At 62.5% G+C, this 13233-nt stretch carries 10 protein-coding genes; 6 read left to right on the top strand and 4 right to left on the bottom strand.

Annotation, left to right across the window (positions count from 1 at the left end; genetic code table 11):
* Positions 1–114: 114 nt before the first annotated feature.
* From ITJ61_RS13090 to dnaA, 4 genes are all read right to left on the bottom strand, one after another.
* On the bottom strand, positions 115–603 hold the full coding sequence (locus ITJ61_RS13090) for a DUF721 domain-containing protein (RefSeq protein WP_104244036.1): 489 nt from the start codon (positions 601–603) through the stop codon (positions 115–117).
* Positions 596–1777, bottom strand: coding sequence for a DNA replication/repair protein RecF (recF, locus tag ITJ61_RS13085; RefSeq protein WP_104244034.1), 1182 nt, complete (start codon positions 1775–1777; stop codon positions 596–598). Before recF ends, ITJ61_RS13090 begins: the two co-directional genes overlap by 8 nt.
* Positions 1778–1780: 3 nt before the next feature.
* Complete coding sequence (gene dnaN, locus ITJ61_RS13080) at positions 1781–2920, bottom strand: DNA polymerase III subunit beta (RefSeq protein WP_104244032.1); 1140 nt, start codon at positions 2918–2920, stop codon at positions 1781–1783.
* 479 nt (positions 2921–3399) lie between these two features.
* Positions 3400–4866, bottom strand: coding sequence for a chromosomal replication initiator protein DnaA (dnaA, locus tag ITJ61_RS13075; RefSeq protein WP_258064842.1), 1467 nt, complete (start codon positions 4864–4866; stop codon positions 3400–3402).
* A 422-nt stretch (positions 4867–5288) separates the two neighbouring features.
* Here dnaA and rpmH point away from each other — a divergent pair, with 422 nt between their 5' ends.
* The 6 genes from rpmH to rsmG all read left to right on the top strand — a co-directional run bounded on the left by rpmH (position 5289) and on the right by rsmG (position 8632).
* Positions 5289–5426, top strand: a complete 138-nt coding sequence (gene rpmH / locus ITJ61_RS13070; RefSeq protein WP_068484134.1) for a 50S ribosomal protein L34 — start codon at positions 5289–5291, stop codon at positions 5424–5426.
* Between the two features lie 4 nt (positions 5427–5430).
* Positions 5431–5823: a ribonuclease P protein component gene (gene rnpA, locus ITJ61_RS13065; protein WP_104244028.1), complete on the top strand. Its 393-nt coding sequence runs from the start codon at positions 5431–5433 to the stop codon at positions 5821–5823.
* Positions 5823–6122 (top strand): membrane protein insertion efficiency factor YidD, encoded by a 300-nt coding sequence (gene yidD / locus ITJ61_RS13060; protein WP_104244026.1) that lies wholly within the window; start codon positions 5823–5825, stop codon positions 6120–6122. The genes rnpA and yidD overlap by 1 nt, the downstream gene beginning before the upstream one ends.
* Positions 6123–6153: 31 nt before the next feature.
* Positions 6154–7164, top strand: a complete 1011-nt coding sequence (gene yidC / locus ITJ61_RS13055) for a membrane protein insertase YidC (protein WP_104244024.1) — start codon at positions 6154–6156, stop codon at positions 7162–7164.
* A 39-nt stretch (positions 7165–7203) separates the two neighbouring features.
* Entirely contained in the window at positions 7204–7713 is a 510-nt protein-coding gene (locus tag ITJ61_RS13050; protein WP_104341958.1) for a protein jag, read from the top strand.
* Positions 7714–7993: 280 nt separating this feature from the next.
* A complete protein-coding gene (gene rsmG / locus ITJ61_RS13045) occupies positions 7994–8632 on the top strand; it encodes a 16S rRNA (guanine(527)-N(7))-methyltransferase RsmG (protein WP_104244020.1) in 639 nt (212 codons plus the stop codon).
* Positions 8633–13233: the final 4601 nt, after the last annotated feature.

The following is a 13233-nucleotide window of genomic DNA, read 5'->3' as shown; positions in this document are numbered from 1 at the left end:
CAAACTCGCACGACGCGGATCCAGCGACTGTTCAGTCTACCAAGGAACCCGGCCCGAAGCCCGAAGAAGGCGCGTCAAGCGACGAAAACAATGGCCAGGACCGTAAATGCCTCGTCAACCGTAGGTATCGCGTGGGCCACGCCCTGGAACCGATCTGGGACCGCGTTTCCACGAGGGGGCACCCGGGTTCAGAAAGCGGATGCGCTCGACCTTCGCCTCGGCGTACCTCTCGATGAGGTTCGTGAGCAGCAGCGTCTGCATGCCGCGGAGCTGCGTCGCCCAGGCTGTCGAGTCGCACTGGACGAGCAGCACGCCGTCCTCGATGTGCAGGGGCGTCGAATGCGCGGCCGTCTCCTTGCCGACGATCTCGGGCCACGCATCCATCAGCTCCGCCTGCTTGATGGGGCCGTTCCAGCCGAACTGCCTGGTGAGCGCCGCGAGAGCGGAACCAGCAGCGACGGGGTCCCGGCCGAAGCCGAAAGGCTCGGACAGGTCGGTGCCCTGCTCGTCCTTCGCCTTGGCGGCCAGTCGCCTGCGCAAGGAGGTCGTCTTCCCGCCGAAGACCTCCTTGAAGCGCGCGTAGACTTCCGCGCCCTCACTCATCGGCTTGGCCCGTCTGTATCGTTCCAGCGCTGATGCGGATGACCTGCGACCGCAGCCCCGCTGGCACATCTTCGAGGACCGCCGCGGTGATCAGGACCTGCTCGAAGTCGCCGATCGCCTCTGCAAGGCGCGATCGGCGCGAAGCATCGAGCTCGGCGAAGACGTCGTCGAGGATCAGGACGGGATCCCCAGCCCGCGACTCGCTCCGCACCAGCTCGGCAGCGGCGAGCTTGAGCGCGAGGGCGAACGACCAGGACTCCCCGTGGCTCGCCGTGACGCGGGCCGGCAGGCCGTTCAACCAGAAGACGGCGTCGTCGCGGTGCGGGCCCACGAGGCTCACTCCGCGCTCGAGCTCCCGCGGACGCATGGCAGCGAGCTGTGCTGTGAACCGCTCGCGGATCTCAGACGTCGTGACCTCGCCACCCTCGACCTCGGCCCCCTCGCCATCCGCGTCGCCCATCACGGAGGCTGCGTGCCCGAATGCCGACACCCGCATGGAGAGCGTCGGACGGTGGTCGGCGCCGACAAGACGCTGATACGAACCGGCGAGGTGAGGCAGGAGCCGGTCGCAGAGCAGCAGTCGCTCCGCGATGATCTGCGAGCCGAGCTCGAGCATTCGCTCATCCCACACGTCGAGCGTCGCGATCATCGCGTCGGACGATCGCGGCCCGCGCATGGAGCGGAGCAGGGAGTTCCGCTGCCGAAGCACACGCTCGTAGTCGGCGATGACACCGCCAAGTCTGGGCGAGTGGGTCACGAGCAGGGAGTCCAGGAACCGACGCCGCGCCCCGGGCTCGCCGCGAACGAGCGTCAGATCCTCCGGTGCGAACAGCACACTGGCAAAGTACCTGGCCAGGTCCCGAGACCGGACGTTCTGTCCGCCGACCCGCGCCTTGTTCGCACCCGAGCTCGCGATCTGCACGTCGAGGTGCAGCGAGCGCGTCTCGTGGGCCAGCTCCATCTTGACGACGGCGAACTCCTGGCCGAAGCGCACCAGCGCCTGGTCGCTCGAGACTCGGTGCGAACCGAGCGTGGCCAGGTATCCGATCGCCTCGACGAGGTTGGTCTTTCCCTGGCCGTTGGAGCCGACGAACAGGTGAGCGCCGGGTCCAAGCGAGAGGTCGGCCGACTCGTAGTTCCTGAAGTCGTGCAGCTGCAGACGGGTGACGTGCACCGGTTACCGCATGAGCAGATTCGGCTGCAGCAGGTAGCGGTAGTTCGTCGACTCGCCTTCATCGCGCGAGGTCTGGCTCGTGAGCAGCACTGGTCCGGGCTTGTTGGGGTTCTCGGAGTTCGTGAACGCGATGCGAACGAACGGCGAGTGGATGGCCCCGACGCCGTCGAGCAGGAACTGCGGCTTGAGCGAGACGACCATGTCGTTCCCCTGGAGCACCGCGTCGAGGTTCTCGCTCGCCTGCGCCTGCTCGCTGCCGAGCGCTTCCAGGTGGAGTCCCTCGGTCGTGAACGTGAAGCGCAAGGCCGCCTCGCGCTCGAGGACGAGCTGCACGCGACGAACCGCGTCGACGATGTCGCTCACCGTGAGCACCGCGTAGTGCGGCGTCTCAGCAGGGAACAGACGCTCGACGGCCGGGAAGTTGCCCTTGATGAGCAGCGAGGTGACGGTCTTGTTGCCGGCAGAGAAGGCGATCAGCTCGCGGATGTCGTCCTTGACGAGGGTGATGGTGATCTCACCTGAGCTGCCGAGCGACTTGCCGACCTCGGCGAGCGTCTTCGCCGGCACGAGCGCCGTCTCGGTCTCCGTGAGCGAGCTCTGCCATTCGATCGTGCGAACAGCGACGCGGTAGCGGTCGGTTGCGACGAGGCTCATGGAGTCTGCCTGCAGGGAGAGGTTGACGCCCGTGATGACGGGGGCGACATCTTCACGGGAAGCGGCGACGGCGACCTGGGAGATGGCTTCCGAGAAGACGTCGCCGGCGATGGAGCCGCTGGCACCCTCGACGACGGGAAGGCTCGGGAACTCCTCGATCGGCATCGTCGGGAGGTGGAACGAAGCGCTTCCACAGCGAATGACAACGCCGGAGTCGTCACGGCTCAGCTCGACGGGGGCCTGCGGGAGGCGGTTCGCGATGTCTGCGAGAAGACGACCCTGTACGAGGACCGCACCGGGTTCCTGCACATCAGCGTCGATGCTGGTGCGGCTTGAGACTTCGTAGTCGAACGACGAGAGCGTGACGCCTGCCTCGCCGACCTCGACGACGACACCGCTGAGGATGGGGAGGGTCGGGCGCTGAGGCAGAAGCTTGACGACAAACGACACCGCATCGCTGAAGACGTCACGGTTGACAACAAACTTCACTAGGCGTTCCTCTCGTTGGAATGCCCCAATGGTAGCCGCCTCGATTCGGTGTGTTGTGACCGATCGCCCGTGCATCCTGTGATGCACGCAGCAGCATGCCCGAGGTGTCGCGCACGCGAAAATACCAGCCCGCCGACGTCCAGCCGACCACCGTCCATCGATGTCATCGACTCTCCCAATATCTATAGATTTCTTGTCATCATCGTATTAACAGCTGTGCACACTGTGGATAACTCCGAACTCACCAGCAGCCCCACGGGAACTACAAGAATGTAAGTTGTGGTCGAGCGGTGGACGCCCTGTGCACGCTGACGAGCACTGGGGTGCACAACTTCGTGGACTCCACAGCGTCGAGGGCGTTTTCCACAGTCCGTGCTCGCGTGTCGATTCCACAGTCCACAAGTTATCCACAGGCGAAAACGGCAAGAAAAACTCCACATCCGAGCACGTGGCGTCGTGATGTGGAGCAGATGGGTCGCTCAGGAGCGGCCGTTGCCGTTCTGGCGGATGCGCGCGGTGAGCTCGGTGACCTGGTTGTAGACGTCTCGCCGCTCGGTCATGAGCTTCGTGATCTTGCGGTGGGCGTACATGACCGTGGTGTGGTCCCGTCCGCCGAACAGCTGCCCGATCTTCGGGAGCGAGAGGTTCGTCATCTCCCTGCAGATGTACATGGCGATCTGCCTGCTCGTTGCGATCGCCTGAGAGCGGGACGAGCCGTAGAGGTCATCGACGGTCAGCTGGAAGTACGCGGCAGTGCGGTTGATGATGTCGACCGGAGACACGATGCCCGTGTCCTGGTCGGAGACCAGATCCTTCAGGACGGTCGAGACGAGCGCAAGATCGACCTTCTCACCGTTGAGGTTCGCATACGCGGTGACTCTGATGAGCGTGCCCTCGAGCTCACGGATGCTGGAGGACACCCGTGCAGCGATGAACTCGAGCGCATCGTCGGGAATCAGGAGGTTGTCGACCTGCGACTTCTTCCTCAGGATGGCGATTCGCGTCTCGAGGTCAGGCGACTGCACGTCGGTGATGAGGCCCCACTCGAAGCGCGACCGCATCCGGTCCTCGAAGCCCGTCAGCTGCTTCGGTGGTAGGTCACTCGTTATCACGACCTGCTTGTTGTGCTCGTGCAGGGTGTTGAACGTGTGGAAGAAGGCCTCCTGCGTCGAGTCCTTGCCTTGGAGGAACTGGATGTCGTCGATGAGGAGGATGTCGTTGTCGCGGTAGCGCGCCTGGAACGACTGCGTCCTGTTGTTGGCGATCGAGTTGATGAAGTCGTTCGTGAACTCTTCGCTCGAGACGTACCTGACCTGGATGCCCGGATAGATCGACTCGGCGTAGTTGCCGATGGCGTGGAGCATGTGGGTCTTGCCCAGCCCGGAGCCGCCGTAGACAAAGAGGGGGTTGTACGAGCGAGCCGGTGCTTCCGCTACTGCGACCGCGGCAGCATGCGCGAATCGGTTCGACCCTCCGATGATGTAGTTGTCGAAGGTGTAGCGAGGGTTGAGGCGCGACTCCGGGTCTGGCTGTGTGCGCGCTCCCTGATCCGACGAGGAATGGAGGCCGACCGCCTCCGACTCGACCACGGTGACGGAGCTCGTCGGCGCGGGAGCGGAGCGTGGTGGTGCCACCTCGATGTAGTCGTGCGAGTCCAGGGGCTCGCTCGCCGATGCTCGCGGCGCAGCATCCGGGTTGACGAGCACCGCGAAGGTCTTGATCTCGGACTCGTCGAGCTCAGCGATCGCGGCGAGCATCGGCACCCGCGCGCGCGTCTCGATCATCGTGCGAGTCATGTCGTTCGGGACTTCGAGGAGCAGGGCGCCGCTCATGACGCCCTTCGCCTCGACGAGGCCGAGGAACCCCAGAAGGGAAGCGGGGACGCGGTCGTCTTCACGCAGTGTGGAGAGCAGCGTCTGCCACGTCTCCGAAACGGGGTCGGTCACCGAAGCACTCCCCCCGTCCCTCTGTACTTCCCAGCTCCGCATCTCTGTGGGCCGGCGTTTCTTCTTGGCTGCGCACTCGCAGCATGGTCAACGCACCGGCCGTGTGGCACTGGTGCGCAAGTCATTGTGATCTACCCGGTGAGATATCCACAACTTCTGTGGACAAACGGGCGTCTGCCTGTGCATAACTTGCAGAGGTAGGGGTCCAGCCTACGCCGGATCAGGGCGTGCGCCAATCGCTTTCGCTGGATCCGGCATGTCGCCGCTCCTCGGCACGAGCTCGTGAGCATAATGCGGGGCTTCTGGCGGCAGTTGACTGCCAGGCGCAGGTCACGTAGGTTAAGGCAGTTGTGCCCTTCGGTAGGGCACTTGTGAAAATCCGTACGGCGTCCGCCGATCGGGTCGTATCTTCCGGAGTTCTCATGTCGAAGCGTACTTTCCAGCCAAACAACCGCCGTCGCGCGAAGACCCACGGCTTCCGCCTGCGTATGCGCACCCGTGCGGGTCGCGCCATCCTCTCGGCTCGTCGCCGCAAGGGACGCACCGAGCTTTCCGCGTAGCTTCTTGCTTCCCTACGCGAACCGCGTCACGAAGGGCGATGACTACCAAGCCATCGTTCGACGCGGCGTTCGCGTGGGTGCTCGGGGAATCACGGTCAGCGTGCGCGAGCGCGACACCAACGACACACCTACTCGCTTCGGCTTCATTGTCTCGAAGCGGGTAGGTGTGGCCGTTGTGCGCAATCGCATCCGTCGTCGACTCAAAGCCGTCTCCAGGGAGCTTCTCCCTGAAGTGGGGTCGGGCTTCGACATCGTCTACCGCGTGCACCCCGAAGCAGCTGCGCTCGGCTTCGAGGAGCTGCGGGAGCGTGCACGGTTCGGATCCTTACGAGGAGTGCGTCGTATCGCCGCCAGCGGCGACGAGAGTGCACCGAGAACCGTGAGCTCGAGCACCTGATGGGCGGCTCACTCCGCGCGGTCGCGCTGTTTCCCCGCAACGTCGTCATCGCTGTGCTCAACGGCTACCGGCTGTTGATCTCTCCGCTCTACGGAGATGTCTGCCGGTATCACCCCAGCTGCTCCGCGTACTCTTTAAGAGCCGTGCAGGTTCATGGCGTCCTCCGGGGCGGCTTCCTCACCGGGCGACGACTCGTTCGTTGCCACCCCTGGGCTGCCGGAGGCATTGACGACGTGCCAGAGCCTGAACACAGAACCACCACCACTACTGCCCACGGATTCGTAGTCCAGGGCAGCTAGCGGCATCTAAGAGAAAGACGTCACCACACTCATGGATATCCTCGGAACCATCCTGTGGCCGATCAAATGGGTCATCGAGCTCATCTTGGTCGGATTCCACTCGCTGTGGACGACGCTCGGTCTCGATGGCACAGACGGCTGGACCTGGATCCTGGCGATCCTCGGCCTCGTGCTCGTCGTCCGCTCCGCCATGATTCCCCTCATGGTGAAGCAGGTGAAGTCCCAGCGAGCCATGATGGATGTCGCTCCTGAGATCAAGAAGATCCAGGACAAGTACAAGGGCAAGCGCGACCAGTTCTCCATGGAGGCGATGCGCCGCGAGACCATGGCGGTCTACCAGCGCACCGGCTCGAACCCCATGGCTGGCTGCTGGCCGCTCCTCGTGCAGATGCCGATCTTCTTCGGCCTGTTCTCTGTGCTCAACGGCGCGCAGCACAACACGGTGGGTGTCGGCCTCCTCAACCAGGAGCTCGCCACATCCTTCTCGCAGGCAGACATCTGGGGCGCACCGCTGAGTGCGACGTTCCTCAACAACGACGGCAACGTCGGAGTGCAGATCCTCGCCGGCGTCATGGTCGTCGTGATGACGGTCTCCCAGTTCATCACCCAGAAGCAGATCACCTCGAAGAACGTGTCGCAGGCGACCAAGGAGTCGCCGATGTACCGCCAGCAGCAGATGCTGCTGTACATCCTGCCGCTCACGTTCCTGGTATCCGGTGTCATGTTCCCGCTCGGTGTCATGACGTACTGGCTCATCTCGAACTTCTGGACGATGGGGCAGCAGTACATCATCATCCGCAACATGCCGACGCCCGGCTCTGAAGCCGCGAAGGCTCGCGAGGACCGGCTCAAGGCTCGGGGCAAGTGGGTCGAGCCTGAGCGCAAGGACGCCAAGGGCAACGTCATCATCGAGGCACCCGTCCAGCAGCCGGTGCAGCGAACGCAGCCCGTGTCGAAGAACAGGGCCAAGAAGAAGGCCTCCGGCGGCAAGCCGAGCGGTGGCACCTCGTCGGGCAAGAGCAGCCCACCTGCCAAGAAGTAGCTCCCCAACTCTCGCTGCCACACTGTTTAAGGAACCCGCATGACTGAAGCAACTCCTGAGACCATCCCCGCAGATGTCAGCACACCGGACCCCCGTGACGACGGTGACATCGCGGCGGATTACCTCGAGGAGCTGCTGGACATCAGCGACGTCGACGGTGACCTCGACATCGAGGTTCGCGAGTCTCGCACGTACATTTCCGTGAACTCAGACGGTGAGTCGAACCTCTCGAAGCTCGCGGATGGTGAGACGGTTGATGCTCTCCAGCACTTGACTCGTCTGGCCGTCCAAGCCGAGACCGGAGAGTTCTCGAGACTCATTCTGGACATCGGCGGCTCGCGCGACGCGCGCCGCGCCGAGCTCGTCGGTCTCGTCGACCGGGCCGTGACTCGCATCGAAGAAGGCGCCTCATCGGCTGCGCTTCCCCCGATGTCGTCCTATGAGCGCAAGATCGTGCACGACATCGTCTCGGAGCGTGGCTACGTGTCCGAGTCGGAGGGCGAGGCGCGTGAGCGTCACACCGTCATCCGCCCAGTCGCGTCTGCCTGATCTAGGACTTATCCACAGGAGTTTCCACAGGCGAGAGTGCGCTCCTCGGCGAGTTCTGCACCTTCCCTCGTTAAAAGCCTGTTCAGGGGCTTATTCCAGGCGATTTGACTCTTGACCCGCCTCGATCCCGCGTTCTCCACAAAGTTATCCACAGCTTTGTTGTCCGTGGACGACTGTCAGGCGGGTGCGGTCGCCGCCGCACGTGTCAGACTGGTTCGAGCTGATTGCGGGAGGCACTGCAGTCTGGCGTCAACATTCACGTTCGAGAGGGATCTCCCGTATGACTGAGCAGCCGACCGAGGTCGAGGTCGAGCCGGCGATCGCCGCCGAGCTCTTCGCTGACCGTATCGACCTTGCGCGGGCGTTCACGTCCGACCTCGCCCAGTACGGGGAGCAGCTCGGTCTGGTTGGACCCCTCGAGTACCCGCGGTTGTGGACGCGCCATATCGTGAACTCGGTGCTCATGGCGCCGCTGCTCCGTCCGGGCCTCGTTGGAGACATCGGCTCTGGTGCTGGCTTGCCGGGTATCGTGCTCGCTATCGCACGCCCTGATGTCAACTTCGTGCTGATCGAGCCGATGGAGCGTCGTACCGACTGGCTGCAGCGTGAGGTGGATGCGCTTGCCCTCGAGAACGTGCAGGTGCGTCGTGCTCGTGCCGAAGAGGTCCACGATGAGTTCACGTTCGACCAGCTGACAGCCCGAGCAGTTTCAGCTCTGAGCAAGCTGATCCCGATCACGGTTCCGCTCGTCCGCTCAGGCGGCGAATTGGTCTTCCTCAAGGGACGCTCCGCAGAAGCGGAGATCGAGAAGGCCAGCAAGGTGATTCGCAAGTTCGGACTCATCGATGTTCGCGTCGAAGAACTCGGGGAAGAGCTGGACACCGAGACGACGCGAGTTATTCGCGCGACGGTCGACTGACTGCTCTCTTTCGGTCGTCCTCAGAGTCACAGTTAAACGCTGACTCTTTGTATCGGTGGAGTTCGATGCAGCTTGGTGTTCTTCGTGAACAACACGGGCGCGGTATTTATCTCACGTGAATCTGCCGGTCATTGTCGATCAGGTGTCCCGAAGTCGGATTCTTGGTCTGTCGGTGTTGAATCCGCACGGAATAGCGTGCCGTAGCTCTGGAATCGGAGTCAGTCGGTCAGACGCGAACCGTTCTCGCTCATGGATGCCCCAGGCGCCGTCCCCACGTCACATGACGCCAACCTCGATCAGTTGCAAGAGCCCCTCGCAGAGGCACTCGAACTCGGGCCATCGAGCCCTACGAGCTCCCGACTCCCGAACTGTGTGCTCCCGACACATTCGTATGAAGCTCTTCGTCAACGGCGGCTGTTTCACGTGAAACTGTGGATTTTCGTGGCGCGTTGTTATCCAGAAGGCCTATGCGCCGCGAAACCGTCGCTCGCTGCGCAGCCATGAGTCGGGCCTGACCACCGTCTGACCGACGTGGCTCATGGCGGCGCCACGGGGGTGTGGGGGCTTCAGATGCCTTGGAAGCGTGCCCCGGGACATTGACGGACTCGGAGAGCTGACCGGCGGCAGTGCCGATCGTGGTGTGGTGGTGGGCGGCAAATTCTTTTGCCTGTCGCCCTTAGCCCTGTCGCTCTCTGCTATCGCACTCCGCCCGTTGCTCTTTGGATAGGTGTGGAAGGGCACATGAAGGCTCGAGCCTTCATGGCGCACGCCGAGACAGTCCCGAGCCAGTGCAGGAAGTCTGAGGCCGCTGTGACCGCCCTGAACCGCCCCCGACCGCCCCGACGCGGTTCACTGATCTCTGAAGTCTCGCGTGCCATCGCCGTGCTGGCGCGAGGAAGGCTACGTGACGAGCTTGCGGCCGGCTACTGGCGACTGGGTAGTCACGGCGGGCTGCGGGCTGCGGGCGACAGACGAATGGCGGTGGGGGTGCGGTTCCGGTTCAGTTGGGGCGATACAGGTATGGGCACGGGGTAGGGGCAGAGGAGGGAGGAGAGCGTCCGAGTCGGTAGCGTCTGCAAATCGAGGCGCGGCGCGTGAAAGCCGGCACTGTCACTGTCCGTCCACAAGCTTGTCGGAGCGCGCGTTGGGCGCTGGAAGCTGGTCTGGTGTGGAGATAGCTTCACTGTGACTGTGACTGTGACTGTGACTGTGACTGTGACTGTGACTGTGACTGTGACTGTGACTGTGACTGTGACTGTGACCGTGACCGTGACCGTGACCGTGACCCTGCCGCTCTCGTTGCCCCTGTCCGTGCCCGGATCGGCGTTGGCTGTCTCGTGGGGTGCGGTGCTGCTCCCAATCGTCTGGTTACCCGTGTGGGGGCACAGACCTGGCTGTGGGACCGTACCCGCTCGGGACTACCAAGTGCGATTGCGTCGATGATGAGCTCACGTGAGCCGCTCGATGTTCGGTCCCGTCGCGGGCAGTGCCTGCACATGACTATGTTCACGTGATCGAACTCGTGACTTCAACCAGTCTCGATGTCTTGTCTTCAAATCGTTCCACGTGAAACATCGTGCAATTCAAGATCCAAGATCGAGAATTCCGCGATGGCCGCCAGTTGAGCTCCTCGCGCAGTTTCAGAACTTCCTTGATCAAGACGGGCCGGTCGTCCCGTTGTCGATCTCACTACTGTTCATTTCAGGAACGGCTTGTGTTTGTTTCACGTGAAACGACGGTGGTCGGACCATCACCAACGCTCAGGCCAAGGCTTGCAAGCTCGTGGTCACCCGATCGGGACATCGAGCTCGCGCACCCGCGTACTCCCGCACCCGGGTACTCGCTCGTTGAAGCGAGGAGGAAGTACTAGGCAAATAGGGTGCGTGCAATCCCTCGTACGCAGCCTGTTGGAATGACCATTGGGCTGAGCAAGCGCGTACACCCATGGATCTCCCAAGGCACTGCCGATCGGATTCCCTCTGCCCCCAGTGGCCCCGAAGTCCTGGGGACCACTCTCACCATGGCTTGGGAGAGGGGATGGGATGAGATTGAGCGGGCCAGCCGAAGCATATCGACCGTGTGAGTTTGCGGTCTGGAGTCCGAATCAAGTGCAGCGACAGCACTAGGGGTGCCAAGTTGAACGGCGTCTCTGCGGCTCTGCGTCTCTGCGGCGGCCTAGCTGCCTAGTGATGCAGTGATTCACTGACTCAGCTGCGTGAAGTTCCGAGCGTTGACGTTCGATGTGTCCGATCTCAATCGCACGCCGGAACCCAGTCGCGGCAAATTGGATCCAAGCTCGCGACCGCTGGGGCCGGCTAACGGTTGGTGGAGCGCGAGAGTAGTACTGCTTTCCTTTGGGCCGTAGGCCCGGGCGTTCGGAGTCGCTGCACTTCGCCTCGTTCGGAAGGATACGGATCGTGTGACTGAGAGGGTTCGCGAGAATGCGTTTGTCATCGAATCAGGCGCGGCAGCAGAGTCCCAGACAGGTGCAACGACTGAACTGTGGATCGTAACCGCGGCGCGAAGTGGGTAGCGGTCCTGCTCCGGCTGTTGGTAGTGAGAGTCTCTAGGGCGGTGTGTTCCACGTGAAACGGATGATTGTCGGCGCTTGAAGCTAGAGCACCATGACTCGAACACCATGAGGAGCCGGTGTCGCCTCGTTGTCGACTAGCGGGCTCCAGCAGCCGGCCGTCGCCGGATACTGGATGTTGGGCGGCGGCATCTGGTCCTCTCTGTGGGGCGGAGCGGAGTGTTCCACAGGGCTCAAGGAGTTCAGCTCGTCGAGGGCGCCGGCTGGGCTCACCGGCCTTGGGCAAGGGCGCAGCGCTCGGAACAGTGCCGCCTTGTCAATCTGAGACTCTTGTCTGTCGACGAGTTGAGAGTGCTCTCTACGCCGTGGCCGGACTCGATTCAGCTCCAAGTAGGGAAATAGGAAAAGAGAACCTCAGGTCAGCCACCCACCATGTGGGAGATCTATTGGGACGCGTCTTCGGGCAGCGGGCCGGAGGAACGGTGTCATCCCAGCCGCGAATCCTGAGATGAGGGCTGTGTTCCACGTGAAACAGAACGTGACGGCTGACGACTGACAGCTGACAGATCGAGTCACGTCTCGGGCGATGATGCTCGTGCGCAGAGGCCCTTCGCATAAACCAATGCAACGGAGTGGGCCGCCCTGCCAGACCGCATTTGTGTAAGCGTCGATGGTCCATCTCTCAACAGTGATCTGCTCCGCGATCGACACCGACGGGAGTTCTCGATCGATATCGGCATGAGTCGCCGTTGACTGTCCGTCTCTAGGTGCTCAAGCAGTGAGGTCAGGGTAGTTCCGGTGCCCGTGGCTGCCAGAGGTTCTGATCCGTGAGAGAGAGGGCGGCAGTCACGGATTGCGGCTCGTGCGAATGAACGCTTCGGGCCAACTGCAACACAGTCCTACAGGTCAATCGGGCCCGCCCGAGTTTTGGGAGTGAATTGCGTTCCACGTGACGTCACGTGAACGCTCAGGAAGGCACCGTCCAGTGGAGAAGGAACGACAGCTTGGTGAGATGCGCCCAGAGTCATGCTGGCTGGCCTCGTCAACGGTTCGCCGTTAGCGGCTGCTGCACTGGGGCTCGACCACCGTATTGAGCGCTAGGAATGCGCCCCGTTTCACGTGAAACGTGGTCTGCTAGCTGGGTCACCTGAACTCTCAAACAGCAGCAAATGCCAAATGGCAACAAGTAACAGCACCTCTGGATCATGGCACGTCTGTGCCGCGAGTGATCGGAGTACGTTGAGAACAGGGGCTTGCTGGCGAGGTTAAAGGGTGGGCGTAGGGGGCTGAGAGGCTCCCGCAGTGCTGACAGTCGACTGGTGTGGTGGAGTCTGGGTCCCAGTACTGGACAGTCATGGAACAAATGGAGTGGTCCGACGGGACTCGATTAGGTTCTCATATGGGTTGCGTGAGGTACTCATGTTCAACCGCTACCGACCCACGGGTACCCCGCGGTTGTGCTGCAACGTGGAATCGGCATGACACAAGACAGGGAGTGAAGGCGTTGGCGAAAGCAGTCGGTAGCCTAAGTTGAATTAGGCCCGTGGTTCCAGTCGTGACCGTCGCCGTGAGGTGTAGTTGCGATCCGCTGGTGTTCGGAGCTCATCATGGAGCTCTCATCACATGACCGGCGTGCGCTCGGCTATCCCTTGAATCTCAGCGTCCGATGGCCTTGTTTCTGAGCGCCGGACCGGACTCTTCGTTTCGAACTTCGAGGTCTCGCACTTGCGAGGTCCGGTGCTCATTCTGCGGCCCGCACAACCCGCGGACGTGGATATTGGAGTCCTCACACTCTTGTCGTGTCTTCCAGGTCGAGCCGTGCGGCTTTGTAGCTGTCGGGAGCTTGAGACCCGACCTGGCTTGAGGCCCGAACCGAGCTGTCAGCCGTCGGGTTCACGTTCCACGTGAAACGAAGCCAATACCTTCGTCTCGGGGTCTGCGGAAGGGGAGCGATCCATGAAGTCCCACCGTCACAAACAAGGCAGTCCCGTGGGACGTGTAGCTGAGCGGTCGAATCTCGTCGACCGTCGGTCCGTCCCATCAGGCCCTGTGAGCGGGCCCATGATGGGCC

Origin of the sequence: Pseudoclavibacter sp. VKM Ac-2888, from assembly GCF_015351285.1 — a bacterium.
Lineage (GTDB): Bacteria > Actinomycetota > Actinomycetes > Actinomycetales > Microbacteriaceae > Pseudoclavibacter.
Note: the sequence above shows the minus strand (reverse complement) of the source record. Positions and strands in the feature narration are given on the sequence as shown.